The organism is Novosphingobium sp. TK71, from assembly GCF_055361505.1.
Map to the genome: position 1 here is coordinate 2,856,257 of NZ_CM143962.1, position 18,356 is coordinate 2,874,612.

At 64.6% G+C, this 18,356-nt stretch carries 19 protein-coding genes; 8 read left to right on the forward strand and 11 right to left on the reverse strand.

The annotated features are described in order from the left end of the window. The first annotated feature begins 89 nt into the window (after positions 1–89). Positions 90–1,232: a M23 family metallopeptidase gene (locus ACXJ16_RS13425; protein WP_463920822.1), complete on the forward strand. Its 1,143-nt coding sequence runs from the start codon at positions 90–92 to the stop codon at positions 1,230–1,232. Between the two features lie 4 nt (positions 1,233–1,236). Further along, positions 1,237–1,656, forward strand: a complete 420-nt coding sequence (locus ACXJ16_RS13430) for a bactofilin family protein (protein WP_054442274.1) — start codon at positions 1,237–1,239, stop codon at positions 1,654–1,656. Between the two features lie 101 nt (positions 1,657–1,757). Here ACXJ16_RS13430 and ACXJ16_RS13435 read toward each other — a convergent pair whose 3' ends face one another. Genes ACXJ16_RS13435 through ACXJ16_RS13475 form a run of 9 tightly spaced genes read right to left on the reverse strand, consistent with a single transcriptional unit; the run spans position 1,758 to position 8,322 of the window. Beyond that, positions 1,758–2,144 (reverse strand): HesB/IscA family protein, encoded by a 387-nt coding sequence (locus ACXJ16_RS13435; RefSeq protein WP_324697372.1) that lies wholly within the window; start codon positions 2,142–2,144, stop codon positions 1,758–1,760. Continuing rightward, positions 2,141–2,641 carry a GNAT family N-acetyltransferase gene (locus ACXJ16_RS13440; RefSeq protein ID WP_463920823.1) on the reverse strand — a complete coding sequence of 167 codons (501 nt, stop codon included), beginning with the start codon at positions 2,639–2,641 and terminating at the stop codon, positions 2,141–2,143. The genes ACXJ16_RS13435 and ACXJ16_RS13440 overlap by 4 nt, the downstream gene beginning before the upstream one ends. Continuing rightward, on the reverse strand, positions 2,641–3,114 hold the full coding sequence (locus ACXJ16_RS13445; protein ID WP_054442134.1) for an SUF system Fe-S cluster assembly protein: 474 nt from the start codon (positions 3,112–3,114) through the stop codon (positions 2,641–2,643). The genes ACXJ16_RS13440 and ACXJ16_RS13445 overlap by 1 nt, the downstream gene beginning before the upstream one ends. Continuing rightward, positions 3,111–4,310 carry an aminotransferase class V-fold PLP-dependent enzyme gene (locus ACXJ16_RS13450; RefSeq protein ID WP_463920824.1) on the reverse strand — a complete coding sequence of 400 codons (1,200 nt, stop codon included), beginning with the start codon at positions 4,308–4,310 and terminating at the stop codon, positions 3,111–3,113. The genes ACXJ16_RS13445 and ACXJ16_RS13450 overlap by 4 nt, the downstream gene beginning before the upstream one ends. Beyond that, positions 4,307–5,044, reverse strand: a complete 738-nt coding sequence (locus ACXJ16_RS13455) for a SufD family Fe-S cluster assembly protein (protein WP_463920825.1) — start codon at positions 5,042–5,044, stop codon at positions 4,307–4,309. The genes ACXJ16_RS13450 and ACXJ16_RS13455 overlap by 4 nt, the downstream gene beginning before the upstream one ends. Then, positions 5,041–5,796: a Fe-S cluster assembly ATPase SufC gene (gene sufC / locus ACXJ16_RS13460; RefSeq protein ID WP_054442275.1), complete on the reverse strand. Its 756-nt coding sequence runs from the start codon at positions 5,794–5,796 to the stop codon at positions 5,041–5,043. Before sufC ends, ACXJ16_RS13455 begins: the two co-directional genes overlap by 4 nt. 2 nt (positions 5,797–5,798) lie before the next feature. After that, positions 5,799–6,293: an endonuclease domain-containing protein gene (locus ACXJ16_RS13465; protein WP_054442137.1), complete on the reverse strand. Its 495-nt coding sequence runs from the start codon at positions 6,291–6,293 to the stop codon at positions 5,799–5,801. A gap of 52 nt (positions 6,294–6,345) precedes the next feature. Then, positions 6,346–7,884, reverse strand: coding sequence for a Fe-S cluster assembly protein SufB (gene sufB, locus ACXJ16_RS13470; protein WP_221937034.1), 1,539 nt, complete (start codon positions 7,882–7,884; stop codon positions 6,346–6,348). Continuing rightward, entirely contained in the window at positions 7,885–8,322 is a 438-nt protein-coding gene (locus ACXJ16_RS13475; RefSeq protein ID WP_054442139.1) for an SUF system Fe-S cluster assembly regulator, read from the reverse strand. Between the two features lie 414 nt (positions 8,323–8,736). Between ACXJ16_RS13475 and ACXJ16_RS13480 the strand changes: the two genes are divergently transcribed. Continuing rightward, positions 8,737–9,780, forward strand: a complete 1,044-nt coding sequence (locus ACXJ16_RS13480) for a quinone-dependent dihydroorotate dehydrogenase (protein ID WP_054442140.1) — start codon at positions 8,737–8,739, stop codon at positions 9,778–9,780. 137 nt (positions 9,781–9,917) lie between these two features. After that, a complete protein-coding gene (locus ACXJ16_RS13485) occupies positions 9,918–11,723 on the forward strand; it encodes an AMP-dependent synthetase/ligase (protein ID WP_324697361.1) in 1,806 nt (601 codons plus the stop codon). A 9-nt stretch (positions 11,724–11,732) separates the two neighbouring features. On the opposite strand, the gene ACXJ16_RS13490 is transcribed toward ACXJ16_RS13485, so the two are convergent. Then, positions 11,733–12,842, reverse strand: a complete 1,110-nt coding sequence (locus ACXJ16_RS13490) for a calcium:cation antiporter (protein ID WP_463920826.1) — start codon at positions 12,840–12,842, stop codon at positions 11,733–11,735. Between the two features lie 181 nt (positions 12,843–13,023). Further along, a complete protein-coding gene (locus tag ACXJ16_RS13495; RefSeq protein ID WP_054442143.1) occupies positions 13,024–13,782 on the reverse strand; it encodes a phosphocholine cytidylyltransferase family protein in 759 nt (252 codons plus the stop codon). A 178-nt stretch (positions 13,783–13,960) separates the two neighbouring features. Here ACXJ16_RS13495 and ACXJ16_RS13500 point away from each other — a divergent pair, with 178 nt between their 5' ends. From ACXJ16_RS13500 to ACXJ16_RS13515, 4 genes are all read left to right on the forward strand, one after another. Further along, positions 13,961–15,340, forward strand: a complete 1,380-nt coding sequence (locus ACXJ16_RS13500; RefSeq protein ID WP_054442144.1) for a lipopolysaccharide biosynthesis protein — start codon at positions 13,961–13,963, stop codon at positions 15,338–15,340. A 37-nt stretch (positions 15,341–15,377) separates the two neighbouring features. After that, complete coding sequence (locus ACXJ16_RS13505) at positions 15,378–16,595, forward strand: M20 metallopeptidase family protein (RefSeq protein WP_463920827.1); 1,218 nt, start codon at positions 15,378–15,380, stop codon at positions 16,593–16,595. 92 nt (positions 16,596–16,687) lie between these two features. Next, positions 16,688–17,629 (forward strand): DUF7064 domain-containing protein, encoded by a 942-nt coding sequence (locus ACXJ16_RS13510; RefSeq protein WP_324697356.1) that lies wholly within the window; start codon positions 16,688–16,690, stop codon positions 17,627–17,629. Beyond that, a complete protein-coding gene (locus ACXJ16_RS13515; protein ID WP_054442147.1) occupies positions 17,626–18,312 on the forward strand; it encodes a phosphotransferase-like protein in 687 nt (228 codons plus the stop codon). Before ACXJ16_RS13510 ends, ACXJ16_RS13515 begins: the two co-directional genes overlap by 4 nt. Positions 18,313–18,356: the final 44 nt, after the last annotated feature.

An 18,356-nucleotide genomic window follows, 5' to 3' on the forward strand; every position in this document is an offset into this window, starting at 1 on the left:
AAGGGATTACGATCAGTCGATTCGCCTTAGTTCCCCGCTCCTGCTAGCTCGCCGCCGGGGCGAAAAGCCAGAATTTAAGCGGGGTCGTTTTGAAATTCACATCTGCCGGGGCGCTTCGCACGCGCCTCAGGGCGGCATTCCCGGATCGCGAACTCATCATGCGATCGCAGGGGCAGGTCCGCTTCATTCGCATCTCTTCCGGCATGCAGAAGGCCGCCGTCGGCGTTGTCGTCTCGCTGCTCGGTGCGTGGTGCGTTTCGATGGGCGCGGTCGCCTTCTCGCAGTTTTCGGCGACCAGCGAACATGCAGCCCTGGTAAACCGCGAAGCCAAGGTGGCCACCGCCGAAAGCCGCGTCCAGCAGTATCGTGACGATCTGAACGGCACCGTCGCCGATCTCGCCCGCCGCCAGCAGTTCATCGAGAAGATGGTCGATGCCCATATCGGCGAACTGCCGGAAGACCGGCAGGCCGGCGAAACCGTGACCGACAGTTCGGCAGAGGCCGCCGAGACGGTGCGTAAAGTCAGCGCCGCGCTTCCCGAAGCCGGCAGGCTCGCCGGCATCGAGGCGGAACAGCTCGCCTTCGTCGAACGCCTGACCCGCTACGCAGACCGCCGCGCGACCGCTGCTTCGGATGCCATCCGCAAGCTTGGCCTGAATCCCCGCACGATGATTGCCGGCGTCCGCTCCAAGGTTGCCGAAGGCGGCCCGCTCGAACGCCTCGCCACTTCGGCGAACGGCTCGCTCGATCCCCGCTTCCAGCGCCTCGGCCTCAGCCTTGCGCGCATGGATGCGCTGGAAAACGGCCTCGCCTCGATCCCGCAGGTCAGCCCGGCCCACGTCGCCTATGTGTCGTCGAGCTATGGCTACCGTTCAGACCCCTTCACCGGCGGCGCCGCATTCCATGCCGGGCTCGATTTCCCCGGCCCGATGGGCTCCCCGATCTATGCAGCCGCCAAGGGCAAGGTCACCTTCGTGGGCCAGCGCCAGGGCTACGGCAACTGCATCGAAATCAGCCATGGGAATGGCCTGATGACCCGCTACGGCCACCTTTCCGGTTTCGGCGTTCGCGCCGGGCAGGAAGTGGAAGGCGGCGCACGTATCGCCGCAATGGGCAGCACCGGCCGTTCGACCGGCCCGCATCTTCACTTCGAAGTGCGCGTCAATGAGCGTCCGGTCAATCCACGCCCCTTCCTCGAGGCCGCCCGCAATGTTCAGCAAGAAGCCCGATAACATCATGGCCAAGACTTTCACCAGCACCCGCAACGGCTCGGCATCGGGCTTCTCGATGCTCGGGAACGACATCACCCTCACCGGCAATATCGAGGCTTCCGCCGACCTCCACGTCGACGGCCGCGTGATCGGCGACATCTCCTGCAAAGCCCTCATCCAGGGCGAGGATAGCGAGATCGCCGGCGGCATCAGCGCCGAAACGGTCCGCATCGCCGGAACCGTGCGCGGAACCATCGCCGCCCGCGAAGTGGTGATCCTCAAAAGCGCGCAGATCATCGGCGATGTCGCCTATGATGCCCTGACCATCGAACAGGGCGCGCGGCTCGAAGGGCGCCTCAGCCCCAACGGCGGCCAGATGCCGCCTGCCATCGCGCAGCTGCCTAACCGGATCAGCGACGCGGAAGTGATCGTCGCGGCCGAGTAAGTCCGCCGATCTCCGACACGATAACGAAAAAAGGCGTGATCTGGCGGATAATCCGCGAGATCACGCCTTTTTTCATGCCTGCTCGAGCAAACGGGAGCCAGTCAGACGGTAAAGCTTTCCCCGCAGCCGCACGAGCCCTTGGCATTCGGGTTCTCGAATACGAAGCCGGCGGTGAAGTCGTCTTCCTTCCAGTCCATCACGCTGCCGATCAGGTAGAGGACCGAGGCGCCGTCGATGTAGAAGATGCCGCCGGGAGTTTCGATCTTCTCGTCGAAGGGCTTTTCCTCGGCAACGTAGTCAACCGAATAGGCAAGGCCCGAGCAGCCCCGACGCGGCGTCGAAAGGCGTACGCCGATCGTCCCTTCGGGGGCATCGGCCATCAGCTTCGCGATCCGCGCCTCGGCATTGGGCGTGAGGATCACGGCGGCAGGGCGCTGCCGCGCTGTCGCCACAGGCTTCACTGAACTGCTTTCGGTGGTCGTGGTCATAGCTTCTTTTCCCAGAACAGCGCCGTGCCCGCCTGCGGGTCCAGTGCGTAATCGCCGTAGCCGAGCGAGGCATAGAGGCCCTTGGCCGTGCCATTGCCGCTCAACACTTCGAGCGTGATCTTGCAGGCGCCGCGCGCGCGGGCTTCTGCTTCTACCGCCAGCATCAAGGCCCGGCCCACACCCTTGCCGCGAACCTGCGGGCGCACGGCCATATCGTGGATATTCACCAGAGGACGTGCGGCGAAAGTCGAGAATCCGGTGATGCAGTTGGCGAGGCCTACGGCTTCCTCGCCAGCGAAGGCCAGCAGAGAGAAGGCGCCGCCATGAGCGGCAAGGCCGGGGACCAGCCGTTCGCGGACCTCATCGGACAGCGCCTTGCCTCCCCCCATCGGATCGCGCGCATAGCTGTCGAGCAGCGCGACCACGCGCGCGGCATCGGCCGCGTCGGCATAATCGGCAAGACGCACGGTCACGGCAGGAAGGGCAAGTGTCGCCATCAGAGCATGCCGAGTTCGAGCTTTGCCTCGTCGGACATCTTGGCCATGTCCCACGGCGGATCCCAGACAAGATTGACCTCGGCGTCACGAACGCCTGGCACCGCCGCGACGCGCATCTCGACTTCGCCGGGCATCGATTCCGCAACCGGACAGTGCGGCGTGGTCAGCGTCATCGTGACCGCGACCGAAGCCTCGGGCGAGACTTCGACGCCGTAGATCAGGCCGAGGTCGTAGATATTCACCGGGATTTCCGGGTCGAAGATTTCCTTCAGGGCATCGATCACGCCGTCGTAGATCGAGCCTCCGGGCTGGCCGGGGTCGATACCCTGCGGCTTTTCGGCAAGGAAACCGTCCAGATAGTCGCGCCTGCGCTCGACAGGCGCATCGTCGACCCGCGCACGCGGCGCAGGGGCCACCGAATCGACTTCCTCGACGGTGAAGGTGGGGCCAGAGACGGGAGTGTCGTCGTTCATCCGAAAATTCTCCTCGTGCGCTCGATTCCCTTGAGGAGCGCCTCGATATCGCTGTCGTCGCTATAGAGCCCGAAGCTTGCGCGGGCGGTGGCGGGGACGCCGAGCTGATCCATCAGCGGCTGCGCGCAGTGGTGGCCCGCCCGAATTGCTACGTTCTCTTCGTCCAATATGGTGCCGAGGTCGTGCGGATGCACCCCGTCGAGCGCGAAACTGACGATTCCCACCGAATCGGCCGGACCGAACAGGGTCACGTCGTTGCGCTTGCCCAGTTCCTCGCGCAGCTTGCCGGCAAGGTGGCGCTCGTGTGCCTCGGCACGGTCGAGCCCGTAAGCCTGGAGCCAGTCGATGGCGGCCGCCAGTCCGATGGCCTCTACGATCATCGGCGTGCCGGCCTCGAATCGCTGCGGGGCAGGAGCATAAGTGGTCTTCTCGAAGGTGACGCGGTCGATCATCGCGCCGCCGCCCTGCCAGGGCGGCATCGAATCGAGGATTTCCTTGCGAGCCCACAGCGCTCCGATCCCGGTCGGGCCGTAGAGCTTGTGTGCGGAAAACACATAGAAGTCCGCCTGCATGGCCTTCATGTCGAGCGCGATGCGGGGAGCAGCCTGGCAGCCGTCCACCAGCAACTTCGCGCCGATCGCATGCGCCAGTCTGGCGGCCTCGGCCACATCCAGCACCGAACCGAGCACGTTGGAGACATGCGCGAAGGCAACCAGCTTATGGGCCGGGGTGAGAATGCGCGCGGCGGCTTCGAGATCGATCCGGCCATCGGCGGTCAAGGGGCAGACGTCGATCTCGACGCCGATACGATCGCGCAGCATCTGCCACGGGACGATGTTCGAATGGTGCTCCAGCGTGGAAAGCAGGATGCGATCGCCGGCCTTGAGGTTCGCCGATCCCCATGTCTGGGCGACGAGGTTGATCGCCTCGGTCGCGCCGCGCGTGAAGACGATCTCATCCTCGTGCCCGCCCAGGAACGCGGTGACCTTTCGGCGTGCCGCCTCGAAAGCCAGCGTCATCTCCGCCGAACGGGCATAGACTCCGCGGTGGACGGTCGCATAGTCGCGGCCCAGCGCATTCACGGTGGCGTCGATCACCGCCTGCGGCTTCTGTGCGGTCGCCGCAGTGTCGAGATAGTGCCAGTCTCCGGCGAGACCGGGGAACTGGTCCTTGAGGACGAGCACGTCAGCGGTCACAGGATCTGCTCCAGACGGGCGATGGCGGCTTCGCTCAGTTCCGCCTCGCCGGGCGCACCGGTGAAGGCCTCGGCGATGAAGGCCTGGAGCATCAGGCGCTTGGCTTCGGGCGGAGTGAGGCCGCGGCTCATCAGGTAGAACAGGCCGTTGGCGTCGAGTTCGCCGACCGCGCAGCCATGTGCCGCCTTGACGTCGTCGGCGTAGATTTCGAGTTCCGGCCGGGCATTGGCGGTGGCCGTGCGGTCCAGCAGCATGGCGCGCACCGATTGTTCGGCATCAGTGCCGTCTGCCCCGCGTTCGACGGCGATACGGCCGAGATAGGTGCCGACCGAATGACCTGCGAGCGCAGTGCGCACGATCTGGCTGGATGTTGCGTTCAGCCCTGTGTGAGTGACTTCGGTGACGAGCTCCAGCGTCTCGCTGCCGGTGGCGAGCTGCGCCGCGCCCAGCGTGAAGTCCGCACCTTCGGCCAGCCGCACATCTACGGCGATCCGGCCGTAGACGGGACCCGCCGAAAGCACGCGAAGGTCGAATTTCGCGCCTTTGCCCAGCGTGATGACGAGGTGGCGGGCCACCGCTGCTGCGCCGTCCTCGACGATCTGGAGCGAATCTTCGGCATCGTCGGCCACGACGATGTTTTCGCGCGCGATCGGCCAGACATCGGCCAGTGCCGCGATGTCGGAATAGCGGAAGTCTTCGCTCTTCCGCGTGGGGAGAGGCGCCAGTTCGCTCATGCCGCCGTCTCTTGGACCACCGCCTCGTAGCCCTCTTCCTCAAGCCGCAGCGCAAGGTCGGGGCCCCCGGTCTTGACGATCCGGCCGGCTGCAAGGACGTGGACGAAGTCCGGCTTCACATAGTCGAGCAGGCGCTGGTAGTGCGTGATCAGCAGCACGGCCTTGTCGGGCGCGCGCATGATCGAATTGATGCCCTCGCCGCAGATGCGCAGCGCGTCGATGTCGAGGCCGGAGTCGGTCTCGTCGAGGATCGCCAGCTTTGGATCGAGGATGCCCATCTGCACCATCTCGGCGCGCTTCTTCTCGCCGCCGGAAAAACCGACGTTCACCGGGCGCTTCAGCATGTCCATGTCCATGCGCAGCAGGCCCGCCTTCTCTCGTGCGAGCTTCAGGAACTCGCCGCCCGAAAGCGGGGTCTCGTCCCGGCCCTTGCGCTGGGCATTGGCCGCCTCGCGCAGGAACTGGACGAAGGAGACACCGGGAATCTCGACCGGATACTGGAAGCCCAGGAACAGGCCGGCAGCGGCGCGCTCGTGCGGTTCCAGTTCCAGCAGGTCCTGGCCCAGGAAATCGACCGAACCGCCGGTCACTTCATAGCCGGGGCGACCGCCCAGGGTGTAGCCCAGCGTCGACTTGCCCGCGCCGTTGGGCCCCATGATCGCGTGAATCTCGCCGGGGTTGATCGTCAGCGAGAGACCCTTGAGGATCGGCTTGTCGGCGACATTGGCCTGGAGATTTTCGATCTTGAGCATGGTCATCCTTCGGCGCCCTCGTCAAAACGGGGGGAAGCGGTGGTGCCGGCCTTCCTGCGGGCCGAGCGCTTGTCGAAGGGCACGTTGAGTTCGGTATTGATCTCACGCACCACAGTATCGACGTTGCCGAGCACTTCCTCTTCGGAGAAGCGCAGCACGCGAATGCCGACTTCGGTAAGCTTGCGGTCCTGCAACTCGTTGACGTCCGGGTTGGAATCCTCGGCGCTCAGCTGGATCACGATCCAGCGCGAGGGGCAGGCGAAATCGACGATGGCCGAGCCGACCACCGACTGGCGAATGAACTTCACGCCGCCCAGCTTCGAGCCCGAAAGCTCTGCCCACAGCGCCTTCTGCGCTTCGCTGGGGTTGCGGCGCTGGTCCTTGGCGCGTTCCTTCAGCGTTTCGAGGCGGGCGCCGGTAACGTTGAAGCTGGCCTTGGCGTCTGCTTTCGGCGTGGCGGCCGTGCTGATGCCCAGAGTCTTGCGGGCGGTGGTCATGGGAGAGTTCCTTCGAAATTCTTGCGAGAGAGGGATGCGCCGCGGTCGAAAATCAACCCACGCTCCCTTCAAGACTGATACCCAGCAGCTTCTGCGCTTCGACGGCGAACTCCATCGGCAATTGCTGAAGCACTTCCTTGGCGAAACCGTTGACGATCAGCGCTACCGCCTGCTCGGTATCGAGCCCGCGCTGCATGGCGTAGAACAGCTGGTCGTCGCTGATCTTGCTGGTGGTCGCCTCGTGCTCGATCTGGGCGCTGGGGTTGCGCACTTCGATATAGGGCACCGTGTGGGCGCCGCATTCCTTGCCGAGCAGCAGCGAATCGCACTGGGTGAAATTGCGCACGCCGTCCGCATTGGCGGCCACGCGGACAAGGCCGCGATAGGTGTTGTTCGACTTGCCGGCCGAGATGCCCTTGGAAATGATCGTCGAGCGGCTGCCCTTGCCGTTGTGGATCATCTTGGTGCCGGTATCGGCCTGCTGGTAATTGTTGGTGACGGCCACCGAGTAGAACTCGCCCACCGAATCCTCGCCGTTGAGGACGCAGCTGGGATACTTCCAGGTGATCGCCGATCCGGTTTCAACCTGCGTCCACGAGATCTTCGAGCGCGCGCCCTGGCACAGGCCGCGCTTGGTCACGAAGTTGTAGATGCCGCCCTTGCCGTTGGCATCGCCGGGGTACCAGTTCTGCACGGTCGAGTACTTGATCTCGGCGTCTTCCATGGCGACCAGTTCGACCACGGCAGCGTGAAGCTGGTTCTCATCGCGCATCGGCGCGGTGCAGCCTTCGAGGTAGGATACGTAGCTACCCTTTTCGGCGACGATCAGGGTGCGTTCGAACTGGCCGGTATTCTCCGCGTTGATGCGGAAATAGGTCGAAAGCTCCATCGGACAGCGCACGCCCTCCGGGATGTAGACGAAAGTGCCGTCCGAGAAGACCGCGCAATTCAGCGCCGCGAAGTAGTTGTCCTGCACGGGCACGACCTTGCCGAGCCACTTCTTCACCAGTTCCGGGTATTCGCGGATCGCCTCGGAGATCGAGCGGAAGATCACGCCCGCCTGCTCCAGTTCCTTACGGAAGGTCGTTGCGACCGAAACCGAATCGAACACGGCGTCCACGGCCACCTTGCGCGCGCCTTCGACACCGGCGAGCACTTTCTGCTCCTCCAGCGGAATGCCCAGCTTCTCGTAGACCTTGAGAATTTCGGGATCGACCTCGTCGAGGCTCGACAGCGAAGGCTTCTTCTTGGGCGCGGCCCAGTAATAGGCTTCCTGGTAGTCGATCGGCGGTACGTTGAGCTTGGCCCAGTCCGGCGGAGTCATCTCCAGCCACCTGGCATAGGCCTTGAGACGCCATTCCAGCATCCACTCCGGCTCGTCCTTCTTGGCCGAGATGAAGCGGACGGTATCCTCGGACAGGCCCTTGGGGCCGTATTCCTGCTCGATGTCGGCTACCCAGCCGTGTTCGTAATCGGCCACGCGTGCGGCGGCTTCGCGCGCAGCCTGATCGCGCACGTCCGCTTCCCGCACTTCGTCCCCATGGACTTCGCGCACCTCGATGGTGCCCTCGGGGGAGGTTTCGTCAGTCATTTACACTTCCTCGACGAGCTGGGTCAGGACCACTTGCGCCAATGCACCGCGCAATGCCGCATTTACCTGCGGCCAGTGCGGGCGCACGCTGCAGCCGCTTTCCAGCGTACATTCGTGCTTGCCTTGTTCGAGACAGGCGGTGAGCGCGATGGGCCCTTCTACTGCCTCGACGATATCCGCAATCGAAATCGTCCCGGGTGCGCGGGCGAGCTTCAGCCCGCCGCCCACGCCGCGGGTCGATTGCAGCAATCCCGCGGCAGTCAGTTTGCTCACCAGCTTCTGCACCGTCGGAGCGGGCAGGCCGGTGTCTTCCGCAAGCTGCGCGGCCGAGATGCGGCTCATCCGCGAATCTTCCGGGTGATGCGCGCAGGCGCCCGAATGCCGAGTCGCGGCGGACATGATGACGACAGCGTAATCGGCCATGCTGGACAGGCGCATATATGGCGGCTTTCGGGACTCAGCGGTTAAAGTGGATCAATTCTTTCCGATTTGCCACCTAGTGCAGGACCCCTCCCGTTTCAATGGAGTTTCGCACAGGTTTTGTGCGACAAAATCGCCCGCGCTGTTGCAAATCCTTCGCTTTTGGACAGAATCCGCTGCGACGAAGGGGAATACCGAGAAAAAAGGCGGTCCCCGGTCAGGACCGGGAACCGCCGTCAAGGTAATAAAGAACTCGTGCGCATCCCGCTACGAGCCCTTCGGGTCGCGACTCTCCTGTATGCCGCCACCCCGGCGATTTATTGTATAAACGCGACACGCGCGGCCGGAGCGGCGGGGTTCGGGTCGAATTTGCGCGCACGAGTGTGATAAGAAGCGTTTGAGCAACAGGCGCGACGTGTTTATGCGCAAGCCGTGCTCTATTCCCTGATCCGACCCGCCCTGTTCCGGCTCGAAGCCGAATCAGCCCATGGCCTCGCCCTCAAGGCGCTCAAGCTCACGCGGCCGAAGCGCGCGCCCGTGTTTCCGGCCTCGCTGGCCACCGAAGTGGCGGGACTCGCTTTCCCGAACCCCGTCGGCATGGCGGCCGGGTTCGACAAGGACGGCGAAGTGCCTGACGCGCTGCTGGGCCTGGGCTTCGGCTATGCCGAAGTCGGCTCGATCACGCCGCTGCCGCAAGTGGGCAACCCGAAGCCGCGCCTGTTCCGCCTGGTGGAGGATGGCGCCGTCATCAACCGGATGGGTTTCAACAACCATGGCAGCGCAGCGGCACAGGCGCATCTGGGCGCCCGTCTCGGCCGTCCGGGCGTGGTGGGAATCAATATCGGGGCCAACAAGGATTCCAGCGACCGCGTAGCCGATTACGCCAGGATGGCGACGATCATGGCACCGCTCGCGGGCTATCTGGCCGTCAACATTTCCAGCCCGAATACGCCGGGCCTTCGCGCGCTTCAGGACGAATCGGCGCTGACCGGGCTACTGGACGCGGTGATCGAAGCCCGTGACGAGGTTTGCGGCGAAACCAGGCCGCCCATATTCCTGAAGGTCGCACCCGATCTCGAACCGGCGGACATCGACGCGATTGCGCGGATTGCGATCGACAAGCGACTGGGCGCTCTGATCGTGTCCAACACCACGATTTCACGGCCGGCGCTGCGTTCGGTCCATCGCGGCGAATCCGGCGGTCTTTCCGGGGCGCCTGTGCGGGATCTGGCGCATCAGCGCCTGCGCGACTTCCGCAAGGCGACCGGCGGGGCGGTCCCGCTGGTCGGGGTCGGCGGTATCGCCACGGCCGAACATGCCTGGGATCGCATCCGTGCCGGGGCCAGCCTCGTGCAGCTCTACAGCGCCATGGTCTATGAGGGACCGGGAATCGCCAAGACCGTCTGCAAGGGGCTGGAACGGCTGATGAAGCGCGACGGATTCGCCTCCATCGCCGAAGCAGTGGGCACCGAATAGCGCGGCGCCTGGCATGACAAGGTCAAGTCCCGCGCTTGTCGCAACCATCGCGCGCGCCTAGACGTTGGCCAGAACGGATATCCACGCGGACGATCTGCAGGGAAATTTCCGCATGATGAGAGAGGAAAAGGGTCAGCATGGATCTTGGTGACTTCGACAAGTGCACCAACCTGGTATCGCTGTTCCTGAAGCGGGCGGATCGGCTTGGCGATGCGCCGATGCTCTGGGCGAAGCGGGATGGCGCCTGGCATTCCACCAGTTGGGCCGAGGCTGCGCGCAAGGTCTCGCTGATTGCCGCTTCGCTGCGCCGGATGGGCCTGCAGGCGGGAGACCGCGTGCTGATAGTCTCCGAGAACCGGCCGGAATGGTGCCTTGCCGATCTTGCGATCATGGCGGCGGGTTGCGTGACAGTGCCCGCCTACACCACCAACACGACCCGCGATCACATCCATATCCTCGAAAACTCGGGTGCCAGGGCTGCGATCGTTTCCAGTGGAAAGCTGGCAAAGGCCCTGCTGCCGGCGATCGTGCAGACGGACTTGTGCCGCCATGTCATCGGCATGGAGCCGCTGCCGCCGATGCAGGGCGGCGCGTATGACGTGCACGACTGGTCGGAGTTGCTCGAAGGCGATGCCGCGAAGGCACGGTCCGAGGTGGACGAACGGGTCGCCGGCGTTCGCCGCCGCGATCTTGCCTGCATCATCTACACCAGCGGCACGGGCGGCGCCCCGCGCGGCGTGCGGCAGCATCACGGCATGCTCCTCATGAACGTGGCGGGCGCGGCGCAGATCGTCATTGACGATTTCGGCCTCGATCATAGCGAGACCTTCCTCTCTTTCCTCCCGCTCAGCCATGCTTACGAGCATACCGGAGGCCAGTTCCTGCCGATCGCGGTCGGCGGGCAAATCTATTATTCCGAAGGGCTCGACAAGCTCGCGTCCAATATCGAGGAAGTGCGGCCGACGATCATGGTCGTCGTCCCGCGCCTGTTCGAGGTGCTGCGCACGCGAATCATGAAGCAGATCGAAAAGCAGGGCGCGATTCCCGCCCGGCTCATGGAAATGGCGCTCGGCATCGCCGGACGCGAGCAGGCCGGTCGACGCCGCCTTCTGGACTATCCGCTGGACATGCTGATCGAACGGACGCTGCGGCCCAAGGTGCGCGCCAAGTTCGGCGGGCGGATGAAGGCGCTGGTTTCAGGCGGGGCGCCGCTCAACCCCGAAATCGGGGCCTTTTTCGACGCCATGGGCCTGACCCTGCTGCAAGGCTACGGCCAGACAGAGGCCGGACCGATCATCAGTTGCAACCGCCCCGCCGCCGGCATCAAGCACGATACGGTCGGTCCGCCGCTACGCGGGGTGGAAGTGAAGATCGCCGAAGACGGGGAGATTCTCGTACGCGGCGAGCTGGTCATGCAGGGCTATTGGCAGAATGCCGCCGCAACCGAGGCGGTACTGCACGACACCTGGCTGCACACCGGCGACGTCGGCCATATCGACGAGCGCGGGCGCATCATGATTACCGACCGCAAGAAGGACATGATCGTCAACGACAAGGGCGACAATGTCTCGCCCCAGAAGGTCGAATCGATGCTGACGCTCCAGCCCGAGATCGCGCAGGCCATGGTCCATGGCGACCGACGGCCCTATATCGTCGGGCTGGTCGTGCCGGATGCCGACTGGGCTCTGGAATGGGCCAAGGAAAACGGCGAGAAATTCGATTTCAAGGCGCTTCAGGGGCTGCCCGCTTTCCGTGCGGTCATTCGCGGCGCGATCGACCGCGTGAATGCCGATCTTTCCGTCATCGAGAAGGTTCGGCAGTTCACTTTCGCGGACGAACCCTTCTCGATCGAGAACGAGGAAATGACCCCCAGCCTCAAGATTCGGCGCCACAAGCTCAAGGAGCGTTACGGCGAGCGACTGGATGCGCTCTACCGGAGTTGAACCCCGGTTCTACGGAACCAGGGTCGTGAAAAGGTAGGTCGCGAAGATCACCAGATGGACCATACCCTGCACCAGGGTGGTCCGTCCGGTGCTGAGCGTCAACGTGGCGACCAGCAGGGTGAGCGCCAGCAGGACCGTCGACTTGATCGACAGGCCGAGCTCGAGATCCAGCCCCATCCACATCGAGGCGACCGCAACGGCCGGGATGGTGAGACCGATCGTCGCCAGTGCCGAACCGATCGCGAGATTGAGGCTGGTCTGCACCCGGTTGGCACGGGCCGCGCCAAGCGCGGCCAGGCTTTCGGGTGCCAGAACCAGTGCGGCGATGATGATGCCGACCGTGGCATGGGGGGCGCCCATGGCGGCTACTCCGGCCTCGATCGACGGCGAAAGCGCCTTGGCCAGCATGACCACCGCGACAAGCGCAACAAGGAGCATGACGCCCGCAGCCAGGGCCTTGTTCACCGGGACTTTTTCGTGCCCATCGTCGCTTTCCTCGGGATAGAGGAAGTGGTCGCGGTGACGGATCGTCTGGGCGACGACGAAGGTGCCGTAGAGCATCAACGAGACGACGCCGACAAAGATCAGCTGCTTCTCGTTGTAGAACGGGCCGACCTGGCTGGTGGTATAGTTGGGCATCACCAGGGTCAGCACCGAAAGCGTCGCGAGGATGGCGAGGCCGTGGTTCACGCCGGACTGGGTATAGCCCTGTTCATGGTGCCGGCCGCCGCCCAGCAGGAGGCAGACACCGACTATCCCGTTGATCGTTATCATGACGGCGGCGATCACCGTATCGCGTGCCAATGCCTGTGCCCCGTTTCCTTCGCTGAGCATGATCGAGACGATCAGAGAGGTTTCGATTACCGTTACGGCAAAGGCCAGGATCAGCGTGCCGAACGGCTCGCCCACACGGTGCGCGATGGCTTCGGCATGATAGACCGCCGACATGATGGCACCGCCCAGCACGACCGCCAGCGATGCCGCCATCAGCACATTCGAGGGCTTGCCCAGCGCGATGGCCGCAACCGCGAGAAGCGGTACCGCGATCGCCCAGGGAGCCAGCCCGAAACAAGGAAAGGTTGCGGACTTGTTTCCGGCGGCGGGGGAAGGGACATTCATATCGGGCACTATAGGGTAAAAGCGCCGGAGGGCCAGTTACGCTGTCTTGCTGAGGGCTTTTCGGCTCGCCCGTCCCGATTGTCCTGGAGGGCGGGCGCGATGCCGCGCGCCTGTGGGCGACGCGCGCTCGCCCATCAGTCGGAGTTGGCGGACAAAGCATGGCTTTGCCCGCCTTTTTGGGTCATTTCCAGGTATCGGTGAGGCCGGTCGCGATCTCGATGTCGTTGAGGAAATCGACTTCGGCCCAATCCAGGCCCTCGATCGAGACGGTCCCGACCTTTCCGGTGGGGGCAATCGAATCGATGACCTTGAGATACCAGTGCTGGACGCCTTCGGGCGTGCGCATGGCCTGGCGGACGGTTTCGCGGAATAGGTCCGCCCCTTCGCCCCGGAAGGCCAGGAACCCGATCGATTCGGAGTTGGACTGCTGCGCGGTGAGCGTCTTGCCGATGTGGACCAACCGGCCATCGGTCTCGCGCTCCACCTTCATGTCGTCGCTGTCGTAGCCTTCGGCCTTGATGTCCACGGTAACGGTGATGGGCCAAGGATTGCCGTCGGCATCGGCGGCGCCCTGCTGCACCTTTCTGACGATTTCCTCCGACACCAGCGTATCGCCGTTGAGGATCAGGAAGTCTCCACGCATCGCCTCGCGCGCGATCCAGCAGGAGCCGAGATTGTCCGCCACCTTGAAGAATGGGTTGAAGCGGATGTTGATCTCGACTCGCGGGTCGCTGATCGCATTCAGGTGCTCTTCCAGCATGTCGGTCATGAAGCCGGTGACAACGTCGATCCGCTTCACGCCGCCGCGCGCCAGCATCTCGATCTGCCATTCGATCAGCGACTTGCCCGAGAAGTCGATCATGCATTTCGGCCGTTCGGCGGTAAGCGGAAGCAGCCGCGAGCCCTGGCCGGCGCTGAGAAGAATGGCGTGTTCGATCATAGGTTCTACGTTTCGTGCTGGGGGAGGAACCCGGCATCTAGGCATTGCAAGGCAAAAGGAAAAGGTGCGGCACGAACGGGCCGGGACGATCCCCGTGCGGGCCTATTCGTTCAGGCTGGTGACATCCCGGGTCGCGATAGCTTGCAAGTCTCTTCCCCCTCGTTCACATGCTGGCCCAATGTCCGCCAAATTTCACCGCCGCGAGAGCAAATCTCCGCTAGGGCGGATACTCCAGAACACGGCCTGGCTGCTGGGCGGCAAGGGTTTCGGTGCCGTTTGCGGCATCGCCTATCTGGCCATCCAGACACGGTCGCTCGGCCTCAAGGATTTCGGCCACTTTTCGCTGATCTTCGGGACCGCGCAGGCGCTCATCGCGCTTGCCAGTTTCCAGACCTGGCGCGTGGTCGTCCGTTACGGCAGCGAGCATGTCCACCAGAAGGACTGGGGCAAGCTTGGCCGCCTCGGGATGCTTTGCGGCATACTCGATGCTGTCGGCGCGATCATCGGCTGCGGGCTCGCGGCGATCCTGATCTACGGCTTCGCCCATATGCTGGACCTCAACCCGCATTTCATCGACGTGGCCTTCTGGTTCTGCGTGGGGTCGCTCTGGGCGCTGGTTTCGGCGCCCACCGGCATCGTGCGCGCGCTCAACCGGTTCGACATGGCCGTCTATGTGGAGGCCGTGGTTCCCAGCGGACGACTGGCCGCTTCTCTGGTCATATGGCTGACCGGGCCGAGCGTCGGGCGTTTCCTGTTCGCATGGGCTGCGATCGATATCCTGGAAGCCGCGCTCTACTGGGTCATGGCGCGTCGGCTTTGCCCGGAAGCGGTGAACCTGCGGAACCTTCGCAATTGGCGCCAGTCGATTGACGAGAATCCCGGCGTCACGCGGTTCTTCATGCAGACTTACGTGGCCTCCACGCTCGATGCGGCGATGAAGAACGGCCCGCTGCTGATCGTCGGGGCCTGGGTGGGCACCAAGGCGGCAGGCCTTTACCGCCTCGCCTCGCAGCTTTCGCAGGCGCTCAGCAAGCTTTCCTCGCTGCTCACACGGTCGGTCTATGCCGAAGTGGCGCGTGCCCGCGTTTCCTCCGAGGCGGCGGAATTCCGCAAGCTGGCGCTCCAGACCAGCAAGATCGCCGGTCTTGCCGGCATCGTCGTCGTCACTGTGGCGGTGCTGCTGGGCAAGCAGATGCTGGAAGTGATCGGCGGCAACGATTTCGAACAGGGCGCGGCGATCCTCGTGCCGCTGACCCTTGCGGCGAGCTTCGACCTTGCCAGCGTGGCCTTCGAGCCCGTGCTTCACGCCACCGGCCGGGCGCGGCATTCGCTGATCGCACGGCTCATCGCCCTGGTGGCGATGGCGATCGGGCTGGTCATCCTGCTGCCTACCGGTTCCAGCGGCGCGGCATGGGCGGTGGCGCTGGGCGGCGCGGTTTCCTACGTCGCCATGGGGCTTATGGCGTGGCGAACGCTCCAGCAGATCGAGCGTAACGAAATCCGGATCATGCCCGATCCCGAAGGCGATCTTCCGGTCGCGGATTCCAGCGCAGGCTGAGTCTCGACAGGTGAGGGGGGAGAGCTATCATGCCGCCATGCTCTCCCTCTCCCTGACCCAGCAGGCCGAAGGCCTTGCCGATCGCATCGTTGCGCTGCGCCGCGCCGTTCATGCCGAACCCGAGATCGGCCTTCACAATCCAAAGACCCGGGACAAGATCAGGGCGGCCCTGTCCCACCTGCCGCTGGAATGGCGCGAAGGACCATCGACGACCGGCCTCGTCGCAACGCTCAGGGGCGGTGCGGGAGAAGGCGGCTGCGTGTTGCTGCGCGGCGATACCGATGCGCTGCCGATGCCGGAGGAAACCGGCCTGGACTTCGCGTCCACCATTCCCGGGGTGATGCACGCCTGCGGGCATGACACCCACGTCGCCATGCTGGCCGGAGCGGCCGAACTCCTCGCCGCCCGCGCGGAACGGCTGAAAGGCGAGGTCCGCTTCATGTTCCAGCCCGGAGAGGAGGGCTATCATGGTGCCCGCTTCATGCTGGAGGACGGGCTACTGGGCGGCGATGGTTTCGACCGCCCCCTGCCCGATGCCGCCTTTGCGCTGCACATCATGCCCAATGCTCCTCACGGCGTGATCGGCGGCCGCGCGGGGCCGCTCATGGCTGCGGCGGACGAACTGCGCATTGCGGTGACGGGGCGCGGCGGCCACGCCTCGATGCCGCACGATACGCTCGATCCGGTTCCGGTCGCCTGCGAGGTGGTCATGGCGATCCAGACCATGGTCGCGCGCCGTTTCATTGTGTTCGACCCTGTCGTCGTCACCATCGCCAAGGTGGAGGCGGGCAGCGCCCATAATGTCATACCCGACACGGCGCGGCTCACCGGCACGATGCGCACGCTTTCCGCCGCCAACCGCGCCCGCCTGAAGGAGGAACTGCCGCTGCTCGTCGCCGGGATCGCGGGCGCGCATGGTTTCAAGGGTGAGGTGGCGATCCACGAGGGCTTTCCGGTCACGGTCTGCGATGCCCGCGCGGTGGACTTTGGCGAGCGCGTGGCCCGCGACCTTCACGGCGAGGCGGCATTCCAGCGCCTCAAGGACCCGATCATGGGCGCGGAGGACTTCGCCTACGTTCTCGAAAAGGTGCCGGGGGCGATGTTCTTCCTCGGCGTGGCGCAGGAAGGCGCGGACTGGAAGCACTGCTGCGGCATCCATTCCACGAAGATGATGGTCGACGAAAAGGCCTTGCCGCGCGGTGCCGCGTTCCTCGCCGGGCTGGCCGAGGACTGGCTTTCGCGCGGCTTCGGGTAGGCGCGCGCGGCTTGGGGTAGGCGCGATTGCCGCTGCGGTCATTGCCTTGAAGCATCCTCCTTGCTGCCATGGCCGGCAAGGAGAAGGGCTTCATGACCGACCTTGCGTTTGCCGATTTCTTTGCCGCCGAGCGTGATGACAATCCCTACTGGAATGAAAGCGCCTGGTTCTCGGTCACGCTTCCCGAGCGGCGGATTCACGGGCTGATCCAGCACTATTTCCGGCCCAACATGGGCATGCTGAACGGCGGGCCGGTGTTGTGGGACGCCAGCGGGCGGTATCAGTGGAACTGCCTCCATTACGACTGGGCCCATCTCCAGGCGATGCCCGCCACTGCCGCCAAGTTCGACATGGAGGCGCGCAATTCGCTGTCGTGCCGGATGATTGAGCCGCTTTCGCGGTACAAGCTGGACTATGACCGGGATGGCCTGTTCTTCGATCTGACATGGACCGCGATCGGCCCGGTCCATCAACTCAGGACTGGCGAGGCAGGACAGGCGGCAACAGCGAAGTTCCATCTGGAACAGCCCGGCCGCATGACCGGCACCCTGCGCTGCAAGGGAGAGGAGTTCGCGGTAGACTGCCTGTCCCTGCGGGACTGTTCCTACGGTGCGCGCGATTATGAATCGCTGGCCTGCGGGGGCTATTTCTGGGGCATCGCGCAGGATCGCGCCTTCCATGCCATCGTCATGGGTGAGGGCCGCGAGGCACGTTGCATCGGCGGTTTCATCTGGAAGGACGGGGTCTTGTCCAGCCTCGTGTCCGGTCGCCGTGAAGTGCTGGAATGGGGAGAGGACGGCCCGTCCCGCATTCGTTTCGAGGCGAGCGACGCGCTCGGGCGGGAATTGCTGGCCGTGGCGGAAATCGATACCGGCCTGATCTTTACCGGCTATACGGACCATACGGTGGTCTGGTCGCTCATGCGGTCGGATTGGGACGATGTGGAGCTTTGGGGCGACAATCAGGAGTTCTGCCCTGCCGACCGGTTCCGGCGCATCGCCCGCGGCGAAATCGCACCGGGGGCGCCGGCATGAGCCTGGGGCAGATCGTCGTGGTCAATGGCACTTCGGGTTCCGGCAAGTCCACGGCCTGCGAGCTTTTCCAGAAGCGGCAGCAGGACTACTGGTTGCTTTACGGCATCGATCATTTCCTCGCGCAGACGCTTCCCGCGCGGTTCGGGCACCACGGGCCGCTCGCCGCCGAGGGGATCGAGGCGATCCCGCTGGATCCCGCGCGGCCGGAGGGGCCGCTGCGCTGGCGCTTTGCGCCGCGTGCCATGGCCGCCTTCGGCGCTTTTCACGAGTGGATGGCGGCGAGTTCCCGGCAAGGACTGAACGTCATTTTCGACCATCTGCTGATGACCGATCCACCGGTGCTTCAGGATCTCCTGCGGCGGACCGAGGGGCTTCCGGTCCTGCTCGTCACGCTCAAGCCACCGTTCGAAGTGCTGGAACGGCGGGTGGCGGAGCGGGCCATGACCAAGCGGATGCCTACGGACCTGCTGGGCGAGGATGCGGTTGCAAGGATCGTGGACCGCCTCTCCCGCCTGCGGCCGTGGTTCTTCGAGGAAGTCTACCGCAACAGCGAATCCGATCTGGTGATCGATACTTCGGTCCATTCGCCGGATCAGGTTTGCGCCCTTGTCGAGGCGCGGCTTGCCGAAGGGCCGGGCACCGCATTCGACCGGTTGCGCAAGGGGCTGGCCGGGGCGGGATAGTTTCCACCTTTTCCCTTTCCTCCCCGCGTCGTCGCCGTCATGAA

Bases quoted from the DNA above. Each gene is read 5' to 3' on its own strand.
- ACXJ16_RS13500 (WP_054442144.1), top strand. From the start codon at position 13,961: ATGTCCGCCAAATTTCACCGCCGCGAGAGCAAATCTCCGCTAGGGCGG.
- ACXJ16_RS13430 (WP_054442274.1), top strand. From the start codon at position 1,237: ATGGCCAAGACTTTCACCAGCACCCGCAACGGCTCGGCATCGGGCTTC.
- ACXJ16_RS13485 (WP_324697361.1), top strand. From the start codon at position 9,918: ATGGATCTTGGTGACTTCGACAAGTGCACCAACCTGGTATCGCTGTTC.
- ACXJ16_RS13510 (WP_324697356.1), top strand. From the start codon at position 16,688: ATGACCGACCTTGCGTTTGCCGATTTCTTTGCCGCCGAGCGTGATGAC.
- ACXJ16_RS13445 (WP_054442134.1), bottom strand. From the start codon at position 3,114: ATGAACGACGACACTCCCGTCTCTGGCCCCACCTTCACCGTCGAGGAA.
- ACXJ16_RS13455 (WP_463920825.1), bottom strand. From the start codon at position 5,044: ATGAGCGAACTGGCGCCTCTCCCCACGCGGAAGAGCGAAGACTTCCGC.
- sufB (WP_221937034.1), bottom strand. From the start codon at position 7,884: ATGACTGACGAAACCTCCCCCGAGGGCACCATCGAGGTGCGCGAAGTC.
- ACXJ16_RS13515 (WP_054442147.1), top strand. From the start codon at position 17,626: ATGAGCCTGGGGCAGATCGTCGTGGTCAATGGCACTTCGGGTTCCGGC.
- ACXJ16_RS13465 (WP_054442137.1), bottom strand. From the start codon at position 6,293: ATGACCACCGCCCGCAAGACTCTGGGCATCAGCACGGCCGCCACGCCG.
- ACXJ16_RS13495 (WP_054442143.1), bottom strand. From the start codon at position 13,782: ATGATCGAACACGCCATTCTTCTCAGCGCCGGCCAGGGCTCGCGGCTG.
- ACXJ16_RS13475 (WP_054442139.1), bottom strand. From the start codon at position 8,322: ATGCGCCTGTCCAGCATGGCCGATTACGCTGTCGTCATCATGTCCGCC.
- ACXJ16_RS13435 (WP_324697372.1), bottom strand. From the start codon at position 2,144: ATGACCACGACCACCGAAAGCAGTTCAGTGAAGCCTGTGGCGACAGCG.
- sufC (WP_054442275.1), bottom strand. From the start codon at position 5,796: ATGCTCAAGATCGAAAATCTCCAGGCCAATGTCGCCGACAAGCCGATC.
- ACXJ16_RS13505 (WP_463920827.1), top strand. From the start codon at position 15,378: ATGCTCTCCCTCTCCCTGACCCAGCAGGCCGAAGGCCTTGCCGATCGC.
- ACXJ16_RS13440 (WP_463920823.1), bottom strand. From the start codon at position 2,641: ATGGCGACACTTGCCCTTCCTGCCGTGACCGTGCGTCTTGCCGATTAT.
- ACXJ16_RS13490 (WP_463920826.1), bottom strand. From the start codon at position 12,842: ATGAATGTCCCTTCCCCCGCCGCCGGAAACAAGTCCGCAACCTTTCCT.